The organism is Serratia sp. TMDUHS_CL, assembly GCF_037137105.1.
Taxonomy (GTDB): Bacteria; Pseudomonadota; Gammaproteobacteria; order Enterobacterales; family Enterobacteriaceae; genus Serratia; species Serratia nevei.
Map to the genome: position 1 here is coordinate 113,120 of NZ_JBBBDV010000003.1, position 22,078 is coordinate 135,197.

Sequence of the window (22,078 nt, forward strand, 5' to 3'; positions counted from 1 at the left end):
GCCCATTGCGCTGACGTTATTTTCTTCAGGAGCATTTATGAGTAAGGCACTGCCGTTGGTGACCCATCATGGTGACCGCATTGCGATTGTGAATGGACTACGTACCCCCTTTGCCAAACAGGCGACTGCCTATCACGGCATTCCGGCGGTGGATTTAGGGAAAACGGCGGTGAGCGAGCTGTTGGCGCGCAGCGGTATCGATCCGCAGCTTATCGAACAGCTGGTGTTCGGCCAGGTGGTGCAAATGCCCGAGGCGCCGAACATCGCGCGTGAAATCGTGCTGGGCACCGGCATGAGCGTCCATACCGACGCCTACAGCGTGTCGCGCGCCTGTGCCACCAGCTTCCAGGCGATCGCCAACGTGGCGGAGAGCATCATGGCCGGCAGCATCAGCGTCGGCATCGCCGGCGGGGCGGACTCTTCTTCCGTTTTGCCGATCGGCGTCAGCAAGGCGCTGGCACGCACGCTGGTGGACGTCAACAAGGCGCGTACGCTGTCGCAGCGTCTCAAACTGTTCAGCCGGCTGAAATTCCGCGATCTGATGCCGGTGCCACCGGCGGTGGCGGAGTATTCCACCGGACTGCGCATGGGCGATACCGCCGAGCAGATGGCGAAGAGCCACGGCATCACCCGCGAGGCGCAGGATGCGCTGGCGCACCGTTCCCACGAGCTGGCGGCCAAAGCCTGGCAGCAGGGGTGGCTGCGCGATGAGGTGATGACCGCCTACGTACCGCCGTACCGCGCGCAGCTTTCTGAAGACAACAACATCCGCAAAGATTCCAGCCTGGCGTCCTACGCCAAGCTGAAACCGGCGTTCGATCGCAAGCACGGTAGCGTCACCGCGGCCAACAGCACACCGTTGACCGACGGCGCGGCGGCGGTGTTGATGATGAGCGAGTCGCGCGCCAAAGAGCTGGGGCTGCAGCCGCTGGGCTATTTGCGCAGCTTCGCCTTCGCCGCCATCGACGTGTGGGAAGACATGCTGCTGGGGCCTTCCTACGCCACGCCGCTGGCGCTGGATCGCGCCGGTATCGGCCTGGCCGATCTGACGCTCATCGACATGCATGAAGCCTTCGCCGCGCAAACGCTGGCTAACCTGAAGATGTTCGCCAGCGAAGAGTTCGCCCGCGAGAAGCTTGGCCGCAGCCAGGCGATCGGCGAAGTGGACATGGACAAATTCAACGTCCTGGGCGGTTCCATCGCCTACGGCCACCCGTTCGCCGCCACCGGCGCGCGCATGATCACCCAGACGCTGCATGAGCTGAAACGCCGCGGTGGCGGGCTGGGCCTGACCACCGCCTGCGCCGCCGGCGGGTTAGGGGCCGCGATGATCGTGGAGGTGGAATGATGAGCTTTGAAAACGCATTGCATGAACAGCGCGCCAAACCGTCGGCCTTTCAGCTGACGATTCGCCCCGACAACATCGGCGTGATCGCCATCGACGTACCGGGCGACAAGGTGAATACGCTCAAGGCCGAGTTCGTCGAACAGGTGAACGACGTGCTGATCCGGGCGCAACAGCATACCGCGCTGGAAGGGTTGGTGATCGTTTCCGGCAAGCCGGACTCGTTTATCGCCGGCGCCGACATCACAATGATTGCCGCCTGCACCAGCGCCAAAGAGGCGGAAACGCTGGCCAAGAAAGGGCAGAGCACGCTGGCGCAGATCGCCGCGTTCCCGGTGCCGGTGGTGGCGGCCATTCACGGTGCCTGCCTGGGCGGTGGGCTGGAACTGGCGCTGGCCTGCCACGGCCGCGTCTGTTCGCTCGATGACAAAACCGCGCTCGGGCTGCCGGAAGTGCAGCTGGGCCTGCTGCCGGGCTCCGGCGGTACGCAGCGCCTGCCGCGCCTGGTCGGCGCCGCCAAGGCGCTGGACATGATCTTGACCGGCAAGCACATTCGTGCCCGCCAGGCGCTGCGCATGGGGTTGGTGGACGACGCCGTGCCGCAGTCGATTCTGTTGCAGACCGCTATCGAGCGGGTGAAACAGGGCTGGAAACATCAGCGCGAGCTGCCGTGGCAGGATCGCCTGCTCAACGGCCCGCTGGGCAGAAATCTGCTGTTCAGCATCGTGCGCAAGAAAACGTTGGCGAAAACCCACGGCAACTACCCGGCGGCGGAGCGCATCATTCAGGTGGTGCGCACCGGGCTGGATCACGGCAGCGCCAGCGGTTATGAGGCCGAAGCGCGCGCCTTCGGCGAACTGGCGATGACGCCGCAGTCGGCGGCGCTGCGCAGCCTGTTCTTCGCCTCCACCGCGCTGAAAAAAGAGCGGGGCGGCAATGCTCAGCCGCGCGCCCTGCACCGCGTCGGCATTCTCGGCGGCGGTCTGATGGGCGGCGGCATCGCCTGCGTCACCGCCACCCGCGGCGGTTTGCCGGTTCGCATCAAAGACATCAATGAAACCGGCATCAATCACGCGCTGAAATACAGCTGGGACGTGCTCGGCAAGCGGGTGCGCAGCAAGCGCATGCGCCCGGCCGAGCGGCAAAAACAGATGATGCTGATCTCCGGCTCTACCGATTACACCGGCTTTGAACAGGTGGATGTCGTGGTCGAGGCGGTGTTTGAAGATTTGGCGCTGAAGCAGCAGATGGTGGCCGAGGTCGAAGCAAACTGCGCGCCGCATACCGTGTTCGCCTCCAATACCTCCTCGCTGCCTATCGGCCGCATCGCCGAAAAAGCCCAGCGGCCGCAGCAGGTGATTGGCCTGCACTACTTCAGCCCGGTGGACAAGATGCCGCTGGTGGAAGTGATCCCGCACGCCGGCACCAGCGAAGAGACCATCGCCACCACCGTGGCGCTGGCGCACAAGCAGGGCAAGACCGCCATCGTGGTGGGCGACAGCGCCGGTTTTTACGTCAACCGCATCCTGGCGCCGTACATCAACGAAGCGGCGCGCTGCCTGCTGGAAGGCGAGCCGATGGAGTCGCTGGACAAGGCGCTGGTGGACTTCGGTTTCCCGGTCGGCCCCATCACCCTGCTGGATGAAGTGGGCATCGACGTCGGTACCAAGATCATCCCGGTACTGGTCGAGGCGCTGGGGCCACGCTTCGCCGCGCCGGCTGCGTTCGATGCGGTGCTGAAAGACGGGCGCAAAGGGCGCAAGAACGGCCGCGGCTTCTATCTCTACCCGAGCGAAGGGCAACAGCGGCAGCGGCGCAAACGTGCGGATACCTCATTGTATACGCTGCTCGGCGTCACGCCGAAGGCGCACATGCTGCCGGCGACCGTCGCTCAACGCTGCGTGATGATGATGCTGAACGAAGCGGCGCGCTGCCTGGACGAAGGCGTGATCCGCAGCGCGCGCGACGGCGACATCGGCGCAGTGTTTGGCATCGGCTTCCCGCCGTTCCTCGGCGGCCCGTTCCGCTATATGGACGAACTCGGCGCCGAGAAAGTGGTGAAGACGCTGGACTACCTGCGTCAGCAGCACGGCGAGCACTTCGCCCCGTGCGAACGCCTGCAGCGCATGGCGCAGCAGGGCGAGCGCTTTTACCCGCTGGGGAGCTGAACGCAGGGCGGCCCGATTTGCACTATAGTTGCAACAGGGCCGCGTTGTGATCGCCATCACTCCTTGCAACAGCGTCAGCCGGTGAGGCTGTACAGCGAGGCGGAGGCAGCGGTAAGTTAGCTTGACCGCCATCAATAAATTTCATGGCGGCAAGGTTAAAATTTAACCCGTTGAATTGCTTGTTCTGTGAGCAATCGAGGTTTGCCCGGAGAGGATTGCTGTAAAAAACAGCGTTTTCTTTACGCAAACTTTCAGGCAAAATGCCCGGCCGCCATAAAGAGACGGCGCGTTATCGTTTTAAAGCTTTGGCTTTGGGTTGTAAAACTCGGCGGTACAGCACGCACGGCGTTTCTGTATAGCGTTACTTTGTCAACAACAGCGGTGCAATATGCAAGTTTTGATTATGCGTCACGGAGAGGCGGCGCTCGAGGCAGCCAGCGATGCGGTAAGGCCCCTTACCCTATGCGGCCGCGACGAGTCCCGTCAGATGGCGGCCTGGTTGAACACCAAGTCTGTGGATATTGAACGCGTGCTGGTCAGCCCCTATCTGCGGGCCGAACAGACGCTGGCGACGGTGCGTGAAGCCTTGACGCTGCCGGAGGGCGAAGAAGTGCTGCCCGAGCTGACGCCGGGCGGCAACGCCGAACAGGTCGGCAGCTACCTGCAGGCGCTGGCGATGCAAGGGGTGAGCTCGGTGCTGATCGTGTCGCACCTGCCGCTGGTGGGCTATCTGGTGGCCGAACTGTGCCCGGGTGAGTGCCCGCCGATGTTCGCGACCTCGGCGATTGCCAACGTCGATCTGCCGGCGGACGGCAGCTACGGCAAGTTTGAATGGCAGGTCAGCCCGTCGCAGGTGATGGCCAAAGTGTGAGCCGCGGATGCGGTGCGGAATAAACTCAGGGCGATGTCTGACATCGCCCTGAGTCGTTTCTGCGGGTCTACTCGGCCAGCTCCACCAACAGCAGGATGGCGGCGTTGCCGCCCCATTCCTTCGGCGCCTGGTGGAACGCCAGCACGTCGGGATGCTGCGCCAGCCACAGCGGCGTTTGCTGTTTGAGAATGTGCTTGCCGTGCCCGTGCATCACGCAGGCGCAGTGCACGTGTTCGCGTTTGCAGGCGGCGATCAGCGCCCCCAACTCCTGCTTGGCCTGCAGCTGGGTCAGGCCGTGCAAATCGAGAAACAGCTCCGGCGAATAATCGCCGCGTCGCAGCTTCTTCAGCTCATACGGGCTGCTGCCGGGGCGCACGTAGCGCGTGGGGCCCTCTTCTTCCAGCTGCGGCTGGTATTCATCTGAAAAATAATAGCTGGCATCGACCTGCTCCTGCAGCAGCCGCTGCGGGGCAATCTGTTTGACCTTGGGTTTCGGCGGGCGGTGGACGATGGTGTCCTGGCGCAGCTTTTTCGCGCCCGCCACCGACTCTCTGAAGAGCTGTTGTTCGTCTTTGCTCAGAGGGGGCTTGTTCTTCATGCTTCATTCACCGGAAATCGTTTATTTCGCTAGTTTACCTTGTGAACGAGCGCTGTCGACGCAAAACTCGGGCCAGAATGAAAAGCGCGAGGGGCAAGCGTGATTTGTCGCGGGCTTCATGGCAAACTATGCGGCTAAATCATGAAACACAGCGCCTGCCGGAGGGCAAATTGGACAAAATTTTCGTCGACGAAGCAGTGAACGAACTGCACACCATTCAAGATATGCTGCGCTGGACGGTAAGCCGTTTCAACGCCGCCAATATCTACTATGGTCACGGAACCGATAATCCGTGGGACGAAGCGGTGCAATTGGTGCTGCCAAGCCTGTTCCTGCCGTTGGATATTCCGGAGGACATGCACACCGCCCGTCTGACCTCCAGCGAGCGCCATCGCATCGTTGAGCGCGTGATCCGCCGCGTCAACGAGCGCATCCCGGTCGCCTACCTGACCAACAAGGCCTGGTTCTGCGGCATGGAATTCTACGTCGACGAGCGCGTGCTGGTGCCGCGTTCGCCGATCGGCGAGCTGATCAACGATCGCTTCAGCGCGCTGATCCCACACCCGCCACGCCATATCCTCGACATGTGCACCGGCAGCGGCTGTATCGCCATCGCCTGCGGCTACGCTTTCCCGGAGGCGGAAGTGGACGCGGTGGACATCTCCAGCGAGGTGCTGGCGGTGACCGAGCGCAACATTCAGGCGCACGGCGTCGAACATCAGGTGATCCCGATCCGTTCCGATCTGTTCCGCGACGTTCCCGCGATCCAATACGATCTGATCGTCACCAACCCACCGTACGTCGATGCGGAAGACATGTCCGATCTGCCGCAGGAGTTCCGCTTTGAGCCGGAGCTGGGCCTGGCGGCGGGCAGCGACGGCCTGAAGCTGGTGCGCCGCATCCTGGCCTGCGCGCCGGACTACCTGACCGACGACGGCGTGCTGATTTGTGAAGTGGGTAACAGCATGGTACACCTGATGGATCAATATCCGGACATTCCGTTCACCTGGCTGGAGTTCGAAAACGGCGGCGACGGCGTGTTCATGCTGACCAAACAGCAGCTGGTGGATTGCAAGGAACACTTCAGCCTCTACCGCAGCTAAACCGCATTTCCAGGGCCCGCACGGCGGGCCTCATAACGATAAAAGACTAACGGTAAGGAGCCGTGATGGCAGGAAACAGTATTGGGCAGATTTTCCGCGTCACCACCTTCGGTGAATCTCACGGGGTGGCGCTGGGTTGTATCGTCGACGGCGTGCCGCCCGGCATTCCGCTCACCGAAGCCGATTTGCAACACGATCTGGACCGCCGTCGTCCGGGCACCTCGCGTTACACCACCCAGCGCCGCGAACCGGATCAGGTGCGCATTCTCTCCGGCGTATTCGAAGGCGTGACCACCGGTACCAGCATCGGTTTGATCATTGAGAACACCGATCAGCGCTCACAAGACTACAGCGCCATCAAAGACGTGTTCCGTCCCGGGCATGCCGACTACACCTACGAACAAAAATACGGCCTGCGCGACTATCGCGGCGGCGGCCGTTCTTCGGCGCGTGAAACCGCCATGCGCGTCGCGGCGGGCGCTATCGCCAAGAAATACCTGCAGCAGAAGTTCGGCGTGCAGGTACGCGGCTATCTGGCGCAGATCGGCGACGTGACCTGCGAGCTGAAAGACTGGGATCAGGTCGAGCAGAACCCGTTCTTCTGCCCGGATCCGGACAAGCTGGAAGCGCTGGACGAACTGATGCGCGCGCTGAAAAAAGAGGGCGACTCCATCGGCGCCAAGGTCAGCGTGATCGCAGAAAACGTGCCGGTTGGCCTGGGCGAGCCGGTATTTGACCGTCTCGACGCCGATCTGGCGCATGCGCTGATGAGCATCAACGCGGTGAAAGGCGTTGAGATCGGCGACGGGTTTGCCGTGGTGACCAAACGCGGCAGCGAAAACCGCGATGAAATCACCCCGGAAGGCTTCCAGAGCAACCATGCCGGCGGCATTCTCGGCGGCATCAGCAGCGGCCAACCGGTGGTGGCGCATCTGGCGCTGAAGCCGACCTCCAGCATCATGGTGCCGGGCCGCACCATCAATCGCCAGGGCGAAGCGGTGGAAATGGTCACCCGCGGTCGCCACGATCCGTGCGTGGGCATCCGCGCCGTGCCGATCGCCGAAGCGATGATGGCGATCGTGCTGATGGATCACCTGCTGCGTCAGCGTGCGCAAAACGGTGATGTGGTTTCCGACGTGCCTCGCTGGTAATCGCCATGAAAAACTGGATGTTGGGCCTGGTGGCCCTGACGGCCTCCGCCTCCGCCATGGCGCTGACGCCGTGGCAGAAAATCGATCACCCGGTGGCCGGCGCGCCGCAGGCGGTGGGCGGTTTCGCCAACGGCTGCATCATCGGCGCGCAGCCGTTGCCGCTGAACTCACCGAACTACCAGGTGATGCGTACCGACCAGCGCCGCTATTTCGGCCACCCGGATCTGCTGGCGTTTATTCAGCGCCTCAGCAGCCAGGCGAACCAGAAAGCGCTGGGCACGGTGCTGATCGGTGATATGGCGATGCCGGCCGGCGGCCGCTTCAGCAGCGGCCACGCCAGCCACCAGTCGGGGCTCGACGTCGACATCTGGCTGCAGCTGCCGCGCCAACGCTGGAGCGCGCAGCAATTGCTGAAACCACAGCCGATCGATCTGGTATCAGGGGACGGCAAACAGGTGGTGGCCAGCCAATGGCAGTCGCAAATTGAGTCGCTGATCAAGCTGGCGGCGCAGGACGCGGAGGTGACGCGCATCTTCGTTAACCCGGCGATCAAGCAGCGCCTGTGCCTGGATGCCGGCGCCGATCGCGCCTGGTTGCACAAGGTGCGCCCGTGGTTCGGCCATCGTGCGCACATGCACGTGCGCCTGCGCTGCCCAGCCGGCAGTCTGGAGTGCCAGGAGCAGGATACGCCGCCGCCGGGCGACGGCTGCGGCGCCGAACTGGCGAGCTGGTTCGTGCCGCATCAGCCTAACGCCAAGCCGGGCAAATCCGTGCCGCCGCCGTTACCGCCGACCTGTCAGGCATTGCTGGATCACCATTTCTCAGCGGAATAACACATGGACTGGTTTGTCATTGGCCCCGAGATGCTCGGGGTGTTGTTTGCGGTAGCGCTGCTGGCGGGGTTTATCGACTCCATCGCCGGCGGCGGTGGGTTGCTGACGGTACCGGCCCTGCTGGCGGTGGGGGTTCCCCCGGCGCAGGCGCTGGCCACCAACAAGCTGCAGTCGGTCGGCGGCTCCTTCTCCGCCAGCCTGTACTTTATTCGTCGGCGTGCGGTGAACCTCAACGACCAAAAGCTGACGATATTTCTGACGCTGATCGGTTCGATCGCCGGCGCCATTCTGGTGCAGCATATGCGCGCCGATTTGCTGCGGCAGATGTTGCCGTTGCTGGTGATCGGCATCGGCCTCTATTTCCTGCTGATGCCGCGGCTGGGTGAGGAAGATCGTCAACGCCGCCTCGGGGCCTTGCCGTTTGGGCTGGTGGCCGGTGGCTGCGTCGGGTTTTACGACGGTTTCTTCGGCCCCGGCGCCGGGTCTTTCTACGCGTTGGCCTATGTGACGCTGTGCGGTTTTAACCTCGCCAAGTCCACGGCGCATGCCAAGGTGCTGAACTTCACCTCCAACGTCGGCGGGTTGGCGCTGTTCATCATCGGCGGCAAGGTGGTGTGGAGCATCGGTTTGGTGATGCTGGTGGGGCAGGTGCTGGGGGCGCGTCTGGGGGCGCACATGGTGCTGACCCGCGGGCAGAAGCTGATTCGGCCGATGATCGTGATCGTCTCGCTGGTGATGAGCCTCAAGCTGCTGTACGACAATCACGGCGCGGAAATTCAGCAGTGGTTGACCGCCTTGGTGCACGGTTAAAGATGAAGAGGGGGCGTTGCTTACGCGCCCTGTCTTATCGGGTATAATGGCCTCTTTATTTTTGTGGTTATAGAGTTTTTATGTCAGACACGCAGACCCGCTATCACTATGAACAGCTGATCGAGATCTTCAATCAGTGCTTCAGCGATGATTACAACACCCGCCTGGTGAAGGGCGACGACGAGCCTATCTATCTGCCGGCCGACGACGAACTGCCGTATCACCGCATCGTGTTCGCCCATGGCTTCTACGCCAGCGGCCTGCACGAAATCTCGCACTGGTGCATCGCCGGCGAAGCGCGCCGCCAGCTGGTGGACTTCGGTTACTGGTATTGCCCGGACGGGCGCGACGTGCAAACCCAGAGTGAATTCGAAGCGGTAGAGATCAAACCGCAGGCGCTGGAATGGATGTTCTGCGTGGCGGCCGGTTTCCCGTTCAACGTCAGCTGCGACAACCTGAACGGCGACTGCGAGCCGGATCGCATCGCGTTCCAGCGCAAGGTGCGCGCCCGGGTATTGGCGCTGCTGGAGCAGGGAATACCCACACGGCCTGCGCGCTTTATTCAGGCGTTGCAATCGTTCTACAATACGCCACCGTTGGCGGCCGAGCATTTTCCGTACCCGGAAGATCTCAACTGACGCCACAGCCCGCTATTTAATGAGGAAATTTGATGATCGCAGAATTCGAAGCGCGCATTTTGGCGCTGATTGATGACATGGTAGAGCACGCCAGCGATGATGAACTGTTTGCCGGTGGCTACCTGCGCGGTCATCTGACGCTGGCGGTGGCCGAAGCGGAAGAACAGGGTGAGCACACTGCCGAAGCGCTGAAGGCGCGGGTGGAAGAGAGCCTGCACAAGGCGATCGCCGCCGGGGAACTCTCGCCGCCGGATCAGATCCTGGTGCGCGGCATGTGGGAAAACCTCTATCAGGCCGCCACGCCTGCCGCCTGACCGCCATGCCGGGGCGCATCACCGCGCCCCTCATTTATGAATTAAACCGCACGCCCTTTCAGCAGCTTTCGTACCCACATCCGATTCGGATTCAACGCCGCCAGCAGACGCGCATCGCCCGGTAACGGTTCGCCGAACAGCTGCGCCGCCAGAATTTCCGCTGCGAGCGGCGCCGAGCACAGCCCGCGCGATCCCAACCCGCCGATAGCAAACAGGCCGGGATAGACCGGCGCATCGGCGACGGTTTCGCCGCGCTGGTTCTGCCGCTGCAAATCCTGATACTGCGTCACCGTGGCCTGATAGTCCGGCAGCGCGCCGACCATCGGCAGATGATCGCGGGTGGCGCTGCGCACGCCGCAGCGCGCCTGATGAGCGCTGACGTCCACCTGCTGCGGCCAGGCCTGTTCCGGCAGGCAGCGCAGCAGGCGCTCGCGGTTTTCCTGTTGCTCCTGCTCGCGGTAGTCGGTGGTGGTGTCGCCACGCTGGTAGCTGGCGCCGATGCAGTGTTGGCCGTTGTTGGCGTTGACCGGCGTCAGGTAGCCGTCGTAGCACAAGACCTGTTTCAACTGACCGAGGGCCGGCGAGCTTGGGATGTGCGACACCTGCCCGCGCACCGAGTACAGCGGCAGGGCTTGCGTCGGCGCCAGCTCGGCCAACCGGTGTCCGTTGGCCAGGATCACCGTCGCATGGCGGTGGCTTTCGCCGTGGGTGAAGTCGATGCGCCAGCCGTTTTCTTCACGCGCCAGCGCCTGCGCGTCGTGCCGGTAGCGGCAGACCAGACCCTGCCGCTGCGCCAGCGCGATAGCGCCGCGCGTCAGCTCGGCCGGGCAGAGCCAGCCGCCCTGCGGGTAGGTGATGCCGCCGAAGCCGGTATCGACGCCGCACAGTTCGCTGAGTGTCTCGCGGTTGGCCGCCATCGCCAGCGCCGGCGGCCAGTCGGTTTTCAGCATATTGGCGATCTTGACCCCGCTCTTTTCGTCGTAGGCCAGCTGGCTGACGCCGCACCACTGGTGATCAAAGGTGACGCCTTGTTGCAAGAGGGTGTCGTATTGACGACGGGCGAAGGGAAACGCGGCGCTGAAGAAACTCTCCAGCGCGTCGCCGCTGCCGTTCAACAGAGGATAAATCGCCCCCTGACGGTTGCCGGAAGCGCCCTCGGCCGCCTGCTCGTCGGCGCAGTACAGCGTGACGCTGGCGCCGCGCCGCAATAAGGCCAACGCGGTGAGCGCGCTGGCGACGCCGCCGCCGATCAGGGCGATGTCGGCGGTGTTGTCCGCCGCCGGACGCCGATACCAGGGTGCCGGGTGGGGTGTAGGCTGCGTATCGGCCGGCAGACCGCCGGCGAGCATCTCACGTTTTTGGCCGAAGCCTTTGCAACGGTTGACCTGAAAACCGGCCTGCTGCAAGCCGCGGCGCACGAAGCCGGCGGCGGTAAAGGTGGCGAAGCTGCCTTCCGGCCGGGCGAAACGCGCCATGGCGGCGAACAGTTGCTCGGTCCACATGTCGGGATTTTTGGCCGGTGCGAAGCCGTCGAGGAACCAGGCGTCGACCTGGTTATTCATGCTGGCGTCGAACTGAGGCAGCAATTCGTTGACGTCACCGAACCACAGATCGAGCGTAATGCGGCCTTCGGCCAACAGCAGGCGATGGCAGCCCGGCAGCGGCAGCGGCCATTGGGCGCGCAGCTCGTCGGCATAGGGAGCCAGCTCCGGCCAGCGCGCATGCGCCGCCGCCAGATCGGCCTGCTGCAGGGGGAATTTTTCAAAGCTGATAAAGTGCAGGCGTTGCAGCGCGGCGTCCGGCTCGGCCTGGCGGAAGCCCGCGAAGGCCTGCCACAGGGTCAGGAAATTGAGCCCGGTGCCGAATCCGGTTTCCGCCACCACCAACAGCGGGCGCGGGTGAGTGGCGAAACGCTGCGGCAGCCGGTTGCCGTGCAGGAAGACATAGCGGGTTTCTTCCAGCCCATCCTGATTGGAAAAATAGACGTCATCAAACTGTTTCGAAACAGGTGTACCCTGTTCGTTCCAGGTTAGCGTTGCGGTTTGGATGGGGGCGTGGTTCACGGTCAATAGCTCGAAATTCAAGGGATGCCGCGAATTCTAACGGCGCTGGCGCCCTGGCGCAAACTGGACAACAATAAAGCTGAAAAACGCTGATCGGACTTGTTCGGCTTACATCTGTACGCTAAAGTGCGATGCAAAATCCCGTAGGTAAATAGTGGAAGAGGTATTGAATGAAACGTGCAGTGATTACTGGCCTGGGAGTTGTCTCCAGCATTGGTAATAACCAGCAGGAGGTCCTGGCGAGCCTGCAGGAAGGACGTTCTGGGATCACTTTCTCCCAGGAACTGAAGGATTCCGGCATGCGTAGTCACGTATGGGGGCAAGTTAAGCTCGACACGACCGGCCTGATCGACCGCAAGGCGGTGCGTTTCATGAGCGATGCTTCCATCTATGCCTTCCTGGCGATGCAAGAAGCGATCGCTTCTTCCGGCCTGAAGGAAGAAGAGTATCAAAACAACCCGCGCGTGGGCCTGATCGCCGGTTCCGGCGGCGGTTCTCCGCGCTTCCAGGTGTTCGGCGCCGATGCGATGCGCAGCCCGCGCGGCCTGAAAGCGGTTGGCCCGTACGTGGTCACCAAAGCCATGGCTTCCGGCGTTTCCGCCTGCCTGGCGACGCCGTTCAAAATCCACGGCGTAAACTACTCCATCAGCTCCGCTTGCGCGACCTCTGCACACTGCATCGGTAACGCGGTTGAGCAAATTCAGCTGGGCAAACAGGACATCGTGTTCGCCGGCGGCGGCGAAGAGCTGTGCTGGGAAATGGCCTGCGAGTTCGACGCGATGGGCGCGCTGTCCACCAAGTACAACGACACGCCGGAAAAAGCCTCCCGTACCTACGACGCCGATCGTGACGGTTTCGTCATCGCCGGCGGCGGCGGTATGGTCGTGGTTGAAGAACTGGAGCACGCGCTGGCGCGCGGTGCGCACATCTATGCAGAAATCGTTGGCTACGGCGCAACGTCTGACGGCGCCGACATGGTTGCGCCATCGGGCGAAGGCGCAGTACGCTGCATGAAGATGGCGATGCAGGATCTGGATGCGCCTATCGACTACATCAACGTGCACGGCACCTCCACGCCGGTAGGCGACGTGAAAGAGCTGGGCGCGATTCGCGAAGTGTTCGGCGACAATACCCCTGCTATCTCCTCCACCAAGGCGATGACAGGTCACTCGCTGGGCGCCGCAGGCGTGCAGGAAGCGATCTACAGCCTGCTGATGCTGGAGCACGGCTTTATCGCGCCGAGCATCAACATCGAAACCCTGGATGAGCAGGCGGCCGGCATGAACATCGTGACTCAGCCGACTCAGCGCGAGCTGACCACCGTGATGTCCAACAGCTTCGGCTTCGGCGGCACCAACGCCACCCTGGTGATGCGCAAACTGGCGAAATAATTCCGCCTGAGCTTCATCTCGTCATCAAGCCCGCGTTTTCGCGGGCTTTTTACCGTTCAAAGCCCGCCGGGCGAGCGCTCGGAGTTTTCCCAAATCACATCCCCTGACACATCATTACCTCGCCATTACACGCGTTGGGCATACAATAGCCAGGTAGCGTGATTATCGCTCGGCGTGGCTTTCTAAAGTGATCGAACATTGAGGCAAGAAGTATGAAAAAGTTAATTGCGGTTGGGTTACTGTCGGCCGTGTTGGCCGGATGCGCCACTGATTCTCCCTGCGTTCCGGTCTACGATGACCAGGGGCGTCTGGTGCACACCAACACCTGCATGAAGGGCACCACTCAGGATAACTGGGAAACCGCGGGCGCGATCGCCGGCGGCGCGGCGGCAGTGGCCGGTCTGACCCTCGGCATCATCGCGCTGACCAAGTGATCGGCGCGGCGCCTGCGGGCGCATGCAACCAGCCCGGCCATTGCGTGCCGGGCTTTTTTTATCTCACTGCACCAAAAACGCCTTGAACTGCGGCGTCATCACGGCGCTAAAGCCGTCGTCGGTTTTGCTGATCAGGTAGACCGCCAGCCCTTTCTCTTCGGCAAGTTTCAACGCTTTCTCCGTGCCCAGCACCATCAGGCCGGTATCCCAGCCGTCGGCCTCGAGCGCGGTGGGGGCGATCACCGTGGCGGAAACCAGCCGGTGGTTGATCGGCCTGCCGGTGGTCGGATCGATGACATGAGAGTAGCGCTGGCCGTTTTGTTCAAAGTAGTTGCGGTAGCTGCCGGCGGTGCTGATGCCGTAACCGTGCAGATCCACCAGCGCCTGCACCGCGTTTTCACGGTCGGTTGGCTTTTGGATTGCCACCCGCCAGGGTTTGCCCTGGCCGTTGACGCCGCGTGAAGAGACCGCGCCGCCGACCGATACCAGGTAGTTGGTAATGCCGTTGCGGTTCATCAGGCGCACCAGTTCATCGGCACCGTAGCCTTCGCCCAGCGTCGAGAGATCGACGTACATGTCCGGCAGATCTTTTTGCAGCCACTCCCCGCGATTGTCGCTGATAAGCTTCAGGTGCTGCAGGCCGATGCGCTGCTTCGCCGCGTCGATCTGCGCCTGTTCCGGCACCTTGACCGGATGCTTGTCGGGGCCGAATCCCCACAGGTTCACCAGTGGGCCAACGGTAATGTCCATGGCGCCGCCGGTATCGCGGCCGATGCGCTGGGCCATCAGCACGATGTCCGCCATGCCGCGCGGGATCGGCTGCGGTTCGAGGCTGGCGCTACGGTTAAATTGCGACAGCACCGAGTCGGCGCGGTAGGTGGAGATATCGTCGTTGGCCCGTTCGAGCACCGCGTCGATCTGCCGCTGCAGTTCTTGCTTGCCGATCGCGACGTCACCGCTGACTTTAACGCTGTAGAAGGTGCCCATGGTCTTGCCGTCGATAGCGATTTGCGGGCGGGAGGAGGCATCGTCGCAGGCGGCGAGCAGGGCGCATAAGGCGCTGAGCAACGCCCCTTTGGCGAACAGGGAAGCCATAACATGTCCTTTGAAAACGAGAAAGCCGCTACAAATAAAGTAAAGCGCGGCAAATGGAAAGCGGATAAAGGTAAAATAGCATTTTGCTGGCGTTGCGGCTGCGCCTGAGCTAACGTCTCGCTCATGCTTTTCGCTGAGGTTTCAAGCTGCCACCATGAGTGCAACCGCCATTTCCCGGCTTATCCATCCCTTTGTCAAAGACCGTTTCCTGCATGCGCTGTTGCTGGCCGGCGTGGCGATGTTCGCCTTTCATCCGCAGCCGCTGGCGGCGCTGGGCGGGTTTATCGACGGCCGCACCCTCATTACCCTGTTGGGGCTGATGCTGCTGACCAAAGGCGTCGAGGTCAGCGGCTACTTCGACTTCGTTGGCCGCAAGATTATCAACCGGCTGCATAGCGAACGGCGGCTGGCGCTGTTCCTGGTGTTTTCCGCCGCGCTGCTGTCGTCGTTTCTGACCAACGACGTGGCGCTGTTTATCGTCATTCCGCTCACCATCACGCTGAAAAAGCTATCGGCGCTGCCGGTGGGCCGTTTGATCATCTTTCAGGCGCTGGCGGTGAACGCCGGTTCGCTGCTGACGCCGATCGGCAACCCGCAAAATATCCTGCTGTGGAGCCGCTCCGGCCTTTCTTTCCTCGGCTTCATCGGCCAGATGGCGCCGTTTGGCGCCGCGATGATGCTGAGCCTGTTGGCGTTGACCTGGTTCAGCTTCCCGGCGCGCGACATCGTGAAAACGCCGAATACCGAGGGCTACCCCTATCAACGGCCGCTGTTGCTGAGCTGCGTGGGGCTGTATGCGACCTTCCTGCTGTGCCTGGATATCGGTCTGCCGCTGTATGGGCTGCTGGCGGTGTTCGCCGGCTTTTTGTTGCTGGCGCGCCGGGTGCTGTTGCAGATCGACTGGAGCCTGATTTTCGTGTTCGCCGCCATGTTTATCGATGTTGGCCTGTTTACCCGCCTGCCGCCGCTTCAGCCGGCGTTTGCCGCTATCGCCGGGCTGAGCGACGGCGGGGTGTATGCGCTGGGCGTCGGGCTGTCGCAGATCGTCAGCAACGTGCCGGCCACCATTTTGCTGCTCAACTATGTGCCCTCCAGCGCGCAGTTGGCCTATGCGGTCAATGCCGGCGGCTTCGGGTTGGCGGTCGGCTCGCTCGCCAACCTGATTGCGCTGCGCATGGCGGGGGAGCGCAAGATCTGGTTGCGCTTCCACTATTACTCGCTGCCGTTGCTGGCGTGGGCCGCGCTGGTCGGCTGGCTGTTGAGCTAGCCCGGATTACCGCTCTGCCGGGCGGCCAACAGGCAAATGCTGCGGGTTACCTGGTAGGATTTCACAAAGGCGCTGACGGGTAAAAACTCGAAGCGCGAGTGGAAGTTATGTGCGCCGGTGAAGTAATTGGGCGTCAGGATGCCGCGGCTCGAGAGCGCCGCGCCGTCGGTGCCGCCGCGCATCGGGATCACCTTCGGCGGGATGCCGTGGGCGGCAAGGGCGCCAAAGATCAGATCGATGGCGCGCCGATCTTCGCTGATTGCGTTGCTGATGTTGCTGTAGATGTCGCTGATGCTGCAGCTGACGTTGGCGCGCGGATAATTGGCCGCCACCTGACGCACCGTCTCCTCAAGGCGGGTTTTGCGCGCCTCGAAGGTGGCGCGATCGAAGTCGCGAATCGACACCTTCAGCGTCGCCTGATTGGCATTGGCGGCCAGATCCGTGAACCAGAAATAGCCCTCGCGCCCGTCGGTGTGTTCCGGGGTATCCTGCACGTCGAATCGGTTGATGATGTCGTTGGCGATGCGTATCGGGTTGATTAACACGTTTTTCGCCGACATCGGGTGGGCGGTTACCCCTTCGATGCGGATCTCCGCCGCCGCCGCGTTGAAATTCTCGTAAACCACTTCACCCAGTTCGCAGCAGTCGATGGTGTAGGCGAAATCGACGGCGAAACGCTGCAGATCCAGCGCCTTGGCGCCGCGCAGGCCGATCTCTTCATCCGGCACGAACGCCACTACGATATCGCCGTGGCGATCGGCGGCGGTCAGGTTGGCCAGCAGCGTCATCACCACGGTGACCGCCGCCTTGTTGTCGGCGCCCAGCACGCTGGTGCCGTCGCTGAACAGGATCTCTTCGTTCCGGTAGGGCAGGATCTCCGGGTGCTCGGCGGTGCGCAGCCAGATATCTTGCTCGGCGTTCAGGCATAAATCTTCGCCGGTGAAGCGCAGGCGCTGCGGGCGAATTTCGGGCGACAGGCCGACGTCCACGGTGTCGATATGGGTGATGAAGCCGATGCGCGGCGCGCCGGGTTGGGTGCCGGGCTTGCGGGCGGTGACGGTGGCGTGGTCGTCTATCTGCACGTCGGCCAGGCCGAGCCGGCGCAGCTCTTCCGCCAGCAGCTGTGCCATCTCATGCTGCCCCGGCGTGCTGGGCAGGGTGGTTGCGGCGGCGTCGCTCTGGCTGGTCACCGCCAGGTAGCGGAAGAAACGTTCGGTGAGCTGTTCGGCAATCGGGCTGGTCATCGGAACTCCTCGCGGTTGGCAATCTACCGGTTTTAAAACGAAATCAGCCGTTTGTCCAACGATGCAATGCGTAAACCGCCAGAATGCGAAGCATCGCGCAGAAACAAAAAATAGCGGTGAAACTAGGAAATCGTCGCAGGTTTCTGCGGCAAAATCGGTGTTAGCTGTGGGCCGGGAAGCGCCCGCATAACACTTATCTGTTCCTCAAGGAGAATTCATGCACACCGGTCACGCTCTGCTTATCACCATACTGTCCCTTGGCCTCTCTCCCAGCGCCTGGTCCTCTGCCGACACCGGACATGCCAACAGCAACGCCAACAGCCGCGAAGTGGCCAGCGCGCTGGGCGGCCTGAAAAACAAAACCTACGAACTGGAACAGGCGCCGAAGATCCGCGTCGCCAGCTTCAATATCGCCGCCGGCAAGGTCAGCGACATGACCGCCATCGCCAAGGCGATTCGCGCGATGAACGTCGACGTGGTGGCGCTGCAAGAGGTGGATAAGCTCACCGCCCGCAGCGGCCGCGTCGATCAGGCGGCGGAGCTGGCGAAGCTGACCGGCATGCAAGCGGTGTTCGGCCGGGCGATCGACTTCGACGGCGGTGAATATGGCCTGGCGTTTCTCTCCAGGTATCCGCTGCACGACGCCGTGATCTATCCGCTGCCGTCCGGCCAGCGCGAACAGCGCATTGCCTTCAGCGCCAAGGTCGACGTGCCGGAGTTCCCGGCGCCGATCACCCTGTTCAACACCCACCTCGATACCAAGGAAGACCCGACAATGCGCCTGGATCAGGTGCGGGAGCTGAACGATCGCACCATAGAAGTGCGCGGTATCAAGCTGCTGTTCGGCGACATGAACGATGTGCCGGGCAGCGTGACCTGGCTGGAATTGAGCCGCTATTGGAACGACATCATGCCTAACGGGCAGGATGGCCGCAGCTGGCCGGCGGAAAACGCCGAGATCAAGGTGGATTACCTCTTCACCGGCAACGCGCAGCGCTGGCATCTGGACAGCCTGACGGTACCGAACGCCAGCGGCGACTGGAACGGCGTGCATTGGCCGGCGGTGAGCGACCACCTGCCGCTGGTGGCGGAAATGCGCCTGACCGAGCAATAAGCCGGTCGGCATTCCGTTGGGGCCGGGCTAAGCCACGGCGATCTGCGCCAGCCGCTCGACGGCGCTGCGGATCTCGCCCGGCGTCAGGGCCGAAAAGCCCAGCAGCCAGCCGTCGCGCTGCGCCTGCGCCGTCTGGTATTGTGCCGTCAGCCGGGGCGTGAGGATGCCGAGCCGCTGCGCCTGTCGGCTGAGCGCCGCCTCCTGGCCGGGCGGCAGCCAGACGCTGAGCTGCAGGCCGCCGGCGGCGGGAGCGGGCGTGGCGAAGTGGCCGAGTTTTTCGCGAACTTCCGCCAGCAACACATCGCGCCGGCTACGGTAGAGCTGGCGCATGTAGCGGATATGCGCGGCAAAGTGCCCCTGGCGGATGAATTCGGCGGTGACCGCCTGCATCAGCTGCGCGCTGTGGCCGTCATACACCGTGCGCGCGGTGACGAACGCGTCAACCAGCGTGGGCGGGACGATCAGGTACGCCAACCGCAGCGAAGGGAACAGCGATTTGGAGAAGGTGCCGAGGTACAGCACCCGGCCACGGCGATCCAGGCCCTGCATCGCCGGTATCGGCAGGCCGTCGTAATGAAACTCGCTGTCGTAATCGTCCTCGACGATCCAGGCCTGCTGCCTGTCCGCCAGCGCCAGCAGCGCCAACCGGCGTGCCAGGCTGAGCGCTGCGCCGGTTGGGTATTGGTGCGAGGGCGTCAGATAAATCAAACGAGGGTCGGGCAAGGAGGGGTCAGCGCGCAGGCCGTCGCCGTCCACCGCGACCGGCGTCAGGGCGGCTCCGGCGCTGATAAAGGCGTTTCTTGCCCCGGTGTAACCCGGTTCTTCCATCCAGACGCTGTCGCCGCTGTCCAGCAGCAGCGTGGCGATCAGCTGCAGCGCCTGCTGCGAACTGGTCAGCACGATAACCTGCCGTGCATCGCAGATCACGCCGCGCGTTTGATTGACGTGGGCGGCAATCGCTTCACGCAGCGGCAAATAGCCCTGAGGGTCGCCGTAGCGCAGCAGGCTTTCTCCCTGTAGCCGCAGGCGCTGTGCGGTCAGTTGCTTCCACAAGGCCAGCGGAAACGCGCGCAGATCCGGCGAACCGGCGGCAAACGCCCGTGGCTGCTGCGGATCGCGGCAGCCGCCGGTTTGTACGATCTGTTGGCCGCGCTGCGAAAGGCGCGGTATGCCGGCAGCGGTCGCCGGCGGCGGTGATTTGGCGATGATAATCGCCACAAAGGTGCCCTGGCCGACGCGGCGCTGCAGGTATCCCTCCGCCTCCAACTGACCGTAGGCCGCTTCGACGGTCACTCGCGAGAGGCCCAGATCGCTGGCCAGCACCCGGCTGGAAGGCAGGCGTTGCCCAATGCTCAATGCCCCTTGGTGGATGGCCTGCCGCAATGCGCCGCACAGGCGATCGCGCAGCGTGCCGGCGGTGTGGGGCGATTGCTGAAACAACGTGACCAGCGAGTGCCGCATAATGGGTCTTATCACAGTTGGGAAATGGGTATCAATCATAAGACCAAAATGGGGCACTATTGTCATCTGTCTTGATACACGGGAGTGAGTGGTATGTCGAAAGAATCATTAGTGCTGGCTTTTCCTCCGGCGGCGCCGGAAGAGAGCCTGGCCTACCTGGCGGCCAAACTGAGCCGCTATGCGGATGCCTGGGACGTGGCGGAGGATCTGCGCAATGGCGTGGAGGGGGTGGTAGTGATAGACACCCGCGCGGAGGCGATGTACGCCGCCGGGCATATTCCCGGTGCGCTCAGTTTGCCGCATCGCCTGATGGATGAAGCCGGCACGGCGCAGCTGGATCGCGAAAAAGTGTATGTGACCTACTGCGACGGCATCGGTTGCAACGGTTCCACCAAGGGCGCTTACAAGCTGGCGAAGCTGGGATTCCGGGTGAAGGAGCTGATCGGTGGGCTGGACTTCTGGCTGCGCGACGGCCATCCGTTGGCCATCGGCGAACAGCCGGGATCGTTGCGCGATCGGGCGGCTGTTGCGGACTGCGGCTGCGCCTGAGGCGTTAAAACACCAGCGCCAGCACGATCGCCAGCGCCAACAGCAGCAGGATCAGCGCGACGGCGGGTTTGCTGAGCGCTTTTTGCAGCGGCAGCGGCAGGGCGGCGATCAGCGGGTTGAGCAGCGGCTGCGGATCGACAGGGTGGCTGACGATAGCCTGGGCCTGGCCGGCTTTTTCCAGGCGGCGGGCAAACAGTTGATGAATGGCGTCGCTCATTTGCGGATGCGTCAGCGGCGCATTGGCACCGCAGTTGAAGCGCGCCTGGCAGTAGTCGTTCATCTGCTGCAGCTCTTGCTCGTCCGCCGGCTGCTTGAGTGCCGCCAGCAGATTGTTCAGCGTCGGCGCGCTCTGCGGGCTGAGAGCCACCTTCACTTGCAAGAATTGGTTTAACAGCTGGAAGTGGCGCGCAGGGAGCGGATCGTTGGTTTTCACGCCCGCCAGATCAAACAGCGTTTGCCAGATTTTAGCCGGCGCTTCGCCGGTGGCCGCGCTGAGTTTGGTGACCTGCTGCTGCAGGCTCTGATGCTCTGCGGGCAGCAGCGGGCGATCGCTGGTGGCGGTTTGCTGCGGCTGAGGAATGGTCAGGCCGCCGGTCTGCAACAGATTCAGCACCTGCTGCAGCTGTGGTGGGCTCAGCTGGCTCAGTACCGTGTGGCCGAACTGCTGGCGAATAAAGTCGCTGACCGCCTGGCGGTTGTTGCCCTGCGGCAGCAATTCGGCCAGCTGTTGCAACAGCTGGCGCCCGGCGTGGTTTTGCTGCGCCTGCGTCAGGCGCGTTTGCAGCAGCTGTTCCGCCGGTTGAAAATGGCGCGCCAGCAGTTCACCGCCGTTGTCGGCGCCGAGCTCGTGGCGCAGAGTCGCCCAGATCTCCGCCGATTTTGCCGGGCTGAGCGTCATGATTTTCACGATCAGCTTTTCCAGCGTCGTGCGCTGTGCCGGAGAAAGGGGTTGATCGTCAGTGGCCGCCGTTTTGCCCGGGGAGGGAGGGCGTTCGCCGGCGATTGGGGTGCCCGGCCCACTCAAAGGTTGCATATCACCAGTCCTTCGCTGTGTATCCCCGCAGAATGCCTGGAGGAGAGAATCATCATCGTACCCGGCGAAAAGCGCAGGCTTACCCGCTATGATACCTGTAAATCGCCGCCATCAATACCGCCGCTCAGACATTTCTTTACCGACAAAACGTTGCTAATCGCGCCCGCGTCGCTAAGATAACCCCAGACCCGAACATGAGGATGGCATGGTTAAACGGCAGCGGATTGCAAAATGGTTTTTATGCCTGGCTTGCCTGGTGGTGCTGACGTGCATGACCCAGCGCATGGCGGGCCTGCATGCGCTGCAGCAAACGCTGGGGATCCCGGCCGCCACCGCCGTTCAGTCCAGTGACACCGCCGCCGAAGCGCAGCCGACGCCCTGTGAACTGAGCGCCAAGTCATTGCTGGCCGCGCCGCCGGTGATGTTCGAAACCGTACTGTTCGGGCTGGGCCTGCTGCTGGCGCTGTTGGCGCCGACCATTGCCGCGCGCCTGCGTATTCCTCCTCCTCGCGCCATTTCACCGCCCACCCTCAGGGTGCACCTTCGATTATGCGTTTTCCGTGAATGAGTTAATCGCCCGTTTTTCGCGGTGAATT

General features: G+C 62.8%; 21 protein-coding genes. 15 read left to right on the plus strand and 6 right to left on the minus strand.

Annotation, left to right across the window (positions count from 1 at the left end; translation table 11 throughout):
* The first annotated feature begins 37 nt into the window (after positions 1–37).
* From fadI to sixA, 3 genes are all read left to right on the plus strand, one after another.
* A complete protein-coding gene (gene fadI / locus WCL58_RS07650; RefSeq protein WP_336850816.1) occupies positions 38–1,348 on the plus strand; it encodes an acetyl-CoA C-acyltransferase FadI in 1,311 nt (436 codons plus the stop codon).
* The gene (gene fadJ / locus WCL58_RS07655) at positions 1,348–3,513 is read left to right on the plus strand and encodes a fatty acid oxidation complex subunit alpha FadJ (protein WP_087763421.1); all 2,166 of its coding nucleotides are present in this window, start codon (positions 1,348–1,350) and stop codon (positions 3,511–3,513) included. The genes fadI and fadJ overlap by 1 nt, the downstream gene beginning before the upstream one ends.
* Before the next feature lie 388 nt (positions 3,514–3,901).
* On the plus strand, positions 3,902–4,384 hold the full coding sequence (gene sixA / locus WCL58_RS07660) for a phosphohistidine phosphatase SixA (protein WP_004936230.1): 483 nt from the start codon (positions 3,902–3,904) through the stop codon (positions 4,382–4,384).
* Positions 4,385–4,451: 67 nt separating this feature from the next.
* Here sixA and smrB read toward each other — a convergent pair whose 3' ends face one another.
* Complete coding sequence (gene smrB, locus WCL58_RS07665) at positions 4,452–4,982, minus strand: endonuclease SmrB (RefSeq protein ID WP_004936226.1); 531 nt, start codon at positions 4,980–4,982, stop codon at positions 4,452–4,454.
* A 170-nt stretch (positions 4,983–5,152) separates the two neighbouring features.
* Between smrB and prmB the strand changes: the two genes are divergently transcribed.
* The 6 genes from prmB to WCL58_RS07695 all read left to right on the plus strand — a co-directional run bounded on the left by prmB (position 5,153) and on the right by WCL58_RS07695 (position 9,831).
* Positions 5,153–6,085: a 50S ribosomal protein L3 N(5)-glutamine methyltransferase gene (gene prmB / locus WCL58_RS07670; RefSeq protein ID WP_033648158.1), complete on the plus strand. Its 933-nt coding sequence runs from the start codon at positions 5,153–5,155 to the stop codon at positions 6,083–6,085.
* 65 nt (positions 6,086–6,150) lie between these two features.
* The gene (gene aroC / locus WCL58_RS07675) at positions 6,151–7,236 is read left to right on the plus strand and encodes a chorismate synthase (RefSeq protein WP_033635387.1); all 1,086 of its coding nucleotides are present in this window, start codon (positions 6,151–6,153) and stop codon (positions 7,234–7,236) included.
* Between the two features lie 5 nt (positions 7,237–7,241).
* The gene (mepA, locus tag WCL58_RS07680; protein WP_336850818.1) at positions 7,242–8,069 is read left to right on the plus strand and encodes a penicillin-insensitive murein endopeptidase; all 828 of its coding nucleotides are present in this window, start codon (positions 7,242–7,244) and stop codon (positions 8,067–8,069) included.
* Positions 8,070–8,072: 3 nt separating this feature from the next.
* Complete coding sequence (locus tag WCL58_RS07685; protein WP_025303718.1) at positions 8,073–8,879, plus strand: sulfite exporter TauE/SafE family protein; 807 nt, start codon at positions 8,073–8,075, stop codon at positions 8,877–8,879.
* 80 nt (positions 8,880–8,959) lie between these two features.
* Positions 8,960–9,517, plus strand: coding sequence for an elongation factor P hydroxylase (locus WCL58_RS07690; RefSeq protein ID WP_336850819.1), 558 nt, complete (start codon positions 8,960–8,962; stop codon positions 9,515–9,517).
* 32 nt (positions 9,518–9,549) lie between these two features.
* Complete coding sequence (locus WCL58_RS07695; protein ID WP_016926855.1) at positions 9,550–9,831, plus strand: YfcL family protein; 282 nt, start codon at positions 9,550–9,552, stop codon at positions 9,829–9,831.
* 41 nt (positions 9,832–9,872) lie between these two features.
* Here the strand turns inward: WCL58_RS07695 and mnmC are convergent, their stop codons facing one another.
* Positions 9,873–11,894 (minus strand): bifunctional tRNA (5-methylaminomethyl-2-thiouridine)(34)-methyltransferase MnmD/FAD-dependent 5-carboxymethylaminomethyl-2-thiouridine(34) oxidoreductase MnmC, encoded by a 2,022-nt coding sequence (gene mnmC / locus WCL58_RS07700; RefSeq protein ID WP_336850821.1) that lies wholly within the window; start codon positions 11,892–11,894, stop codon positions 9,873–9,875.
* A gap of 170 nt (positions 11,895–12,064) precedes the next feature.
* Between mnmC and fabB the strand changes: the two genes are divergently transcribed.
* Both fabB and WCL58_RS07710 read left to right on the plus strand, forming a co-directional pair.
* Complete coding sequence (gene fabB, locus WCL58_RS07705) at positions 12,065–13,285, plus strand: beta-ketoacyl-ACP synthase I (RefSeq protein WP_016926857.1); 1,221 nt, start codon at positions 12,065–12,067, stop codon at positions 13,283–13,285.
* Positions 13,286–13,497: 212 nt separating this feature from the next.
* A complete protein-coding gene (locus WCL58_RS07710; protein WP_004936201.1) occupies positions 13,498–13,719 on the plus strand; it encodes a hypothetical protein in 222 nt (73 codons plus the stop codon).
* A 63-nt stretch (positions 13,720–13,782) separates the two neighbouring features.
* Here the strand turns inward: WCL58_RS07710 and apbE are convergent, their stop codons facing one another.
* On the minus strand, positions 13,783–14,814 hold the full coding sequence (apbE, locus tag WCL58_RS07715; RefSeq protein WP_070915272.1) for an FAD:protein FMN transferase ApbE: 1,032 nt from the start codon (positions 14,812–14,814) through the stop codon (positions 13,783–13,785).
* A 154-nt stretch (positions 14,815–14,968) separates the two neighbouring features.
* On the opposite strand from apbE, the gene WCL58_RS07720 reads away from it, so the two are divergent.
* Positions 14,969–16,081, plus strand: coding sequence for an SLC13 family permease (locus tag WCL58_RS07720; protein WP_336850822.1), 1,113 nt, complete (start codon positions 14,969–14,971; stop codon positions 16,079–16,081).
* On the opposite strand, the gene pepT is transcribed toward WCL58_RS07720, so the two are convergent.
* Positions 16,078–17,325 carry a peptidase T gene (gene pepT / locus WCL58_RS07725; protein WP_084827334.1) on the minus strand — a complete coding sequence of 416 codons (1,248 nt, stop codon included), beginning with the start codon at positions 17,323–17,325 and terminating at the stop codon, positions 16,078–16,080. The genes WCL58_RS07720 and pepT overlap by 4 nt on opposite strands.
* Positions 17,326–17,542: 217 nt before the next feature.
* On the opposite strand from pepT, the gene WCL58_RS07730 reads away from it, so the two are divergent.
* Complete coding sequence (locus tag WCL58_RS07730) at positions 17,543–18,439, plus strand: endonuclease/exonuclease/phosphatase family protein (RefSeq protein WP_142110291.1); 897 nt, start codon at positions 17,543–17,545, stop codon at positions 18,437–18,439.
* A gap of 27 nt (positions 18,440–18,466) precedes the next feature.
* Here WCL58_RS07730 and pdxR read toward each other — a convergent pair whose 3' ends face one another.
* Positions 18,467–19,900: a MocR-like pyridoxine biosynthesis transcription factor PdxR gene (pdxR, locus tag WCL58_RS07735; RefSeq protein ID WP_197779466.1), complete on the minus strand. Its 1,434-nt coding sequence runs from the start codon at positions 19,898–19,900 to the stop codon at positions 18,467–18,469.
* Positions 19,901–19,993: 93 nt separating this feature from the next.
* On the opposite strand from pdxR, the gene WCL58_RS07740 reads away from it, so the two are divergent.
* Positions 19,994–20,449: a rhodanese-like domain-containing protein gene (locus WCL58_RS07740; protein WP_089186250.1), complete on the plus strand. Its 456-nt coding sequence runs from the start codon at positions 19,994–19,996 to the stop codon at positions 20,447–20,449.
* 4 nt (positions 20,450–20,453) lie between these two features.
* On the opposite strand, the gene flk is transcribed toward WCL58_RS07740, so the two are convergent.
* Positions 20,454–21,482, minus strand: coding sequence for a flagella biosynthesis regulator Flk (gene flk, locus WCL58_RS07745; protein ID WP_089186249.1), 1,029 nt, complete (start codon positions 21,480–21,482; stop codon positions 20,454–20,456).
* Positions 21,483–21,687: 205 nt separating this feature from the next.
* On the opposite strand from flk, the gene WCL58_RS07750 reads away from it, so the two are divergent.
* The gene (locus WCL58_RS07750; protein ID WP_047730175.1) at positions 21,688–22,050 is read left to right on the plus strand and encodes a hypothetical protein; all 363 of its coding nucleotides are present in this window, start codon (positions 21,688–21,690) and stop codon (positions 22,048–22,050) included.
* Positions 22,051–22,078 lie beyond the last annotated feature (28 nt).

What these genes read in the sequence shown, in the direction of transcription:
- fadI (WP_336850816.1), top strand. Translation starts at nt 38, where the DNA reads ATGAGTAAGGCACTGCCGTTGGTGACCCATCATGGTGACCGCATTGCG.
- fadJ (WP_087763421.1), top strand. Translation starts at nt 1,348, where the DNA reads ATGAGCTTTGAAAACGCATTGCATGAACAGCGCGCCAAACCGTCGGCC.
- sixA (WP_004936230.1), top strand. Translation starts at nt 3,902, where the DNA reads ATGCAAGTTTTGATTATGCGTCACGGAGAGGCGGCGCTCGAGGCAGCC.
- smrB (WP_004936226.1), bottom strand. Translation starts at nt 4,982, where the DNA reads ATGAAGAACAAGCCCCCTCTGAGCAAAGACGAACAACAGCTCTTCAGA.
- aroC (WP_033635387.1), top strand. Translation starts at nt 6,151, where the DNA reads ATGGCAGGAAACAGTATTGGGCAGATTTTCCGCGTCACCACCTTCGGT.
- mepA (WP_336850818.1), top strand. Translation starts at nt 7,242, where the DNA reads ATGAAAAACTGGATGTTGGGCCTGGTGGCCCTGACGGCCTCCGCCTCC.
- WCL58_RS07685 (WP_025303718.1), top strand. Translation starts at nt 8,073, where the DNA reads ATGGACTGGTTTGTCATTGGCCCCGAGATGCTCGGGGTGTTGTTTGCG.
- WCL58_RS07690 (WP_336850819.1), top strand. Translation starts at nt 8,960, where the DNA reads ATGTCAGACACGCAGACCCGCTATCACTATGAACAGCTGATCGAGATC.
- WCL58_RS07695 (WP_016926855.1), top strand. Translation starts at nt 9,550, where the DNA reads ATGATCGCAGAATTCGAAGCGCGCATTTTGGCGCTGATTGATGACATG.
- fabB (WP_016926857.1), top strand. Translation starts at nt 12,065, where the DNA reads ATGAAACGTGCAGTGATTACTGGCCTGGGAGTTGTCTCCAGCATTGGT.
- WCL58_RS07710 (WP_004936201.1), top strand. Translation starts at nt 13,498, where the DNA reads ATGAAAAAGTTAATTGCGGTTGGGTTACTGTCGGCCGTGTTGGCCGGA.
- apbE (WP_070915272.1), bottom strand. Translation starts at nt 14,814, where the DNA reads ATGGCTTCCCTGTTCGCCAAAGGGGCGTTGCTCAGCGCCTTATGCGCC.
- WCL58_RS07720 (WP_336850822.1), top strand. Translation starts at nt 14,969, where the DNA reads ATGAGTGCAACCGCCATTTCCCGGCTTATCCATCCCTTTGTCAAAGAC.
- pepT (WP_084827334.1), bottom strand. Translation starts at nt 17,325, where the DNA reads ATGACCAGCCCGATTGCCGAACAGCTCACCGAACGTTTCTTCCGCTAC.
- WCL58_RS07730 (WP_142110291.1), top strand. Translation starts at nt 17,543, where the DNA reads ATGCACACCGGTCACGCTCTGCTTATCACCATACTGTCCCTTGGCCTC.
- pdxR (WP_197779466.1), bottom strand. Translation starts at nt 19,900, where the DNA reads ATGCGGCACTCGCTGGTCACGTTGTTTCAGCAATCGCCCCACACCGCC.
- WCL58_RS07740 (WP_089186250.1), top strand. Translation starts at nt 19,994, where the DNA reads ATGTCGAAAGAATCATTAGTGCTGGCTTTTCCTCCGGCGGCGCCGGAA.
- flk (WP_089186249.1), bottom strand. Translation starts at nt 21,482, where the DNA reads ATGCAACCTTTGAGTGGGCCGGGCACCCCAATCGCCGGCGAACGCCCT.
- WCL58_RS07750 (WP_047730175.1), top strand. Translation starts at nt 21,688, where the DNA reads ATGGTTAAACGGCAGCGGATTGCAAAATGGTTTTTATGCCTGGCTTGC.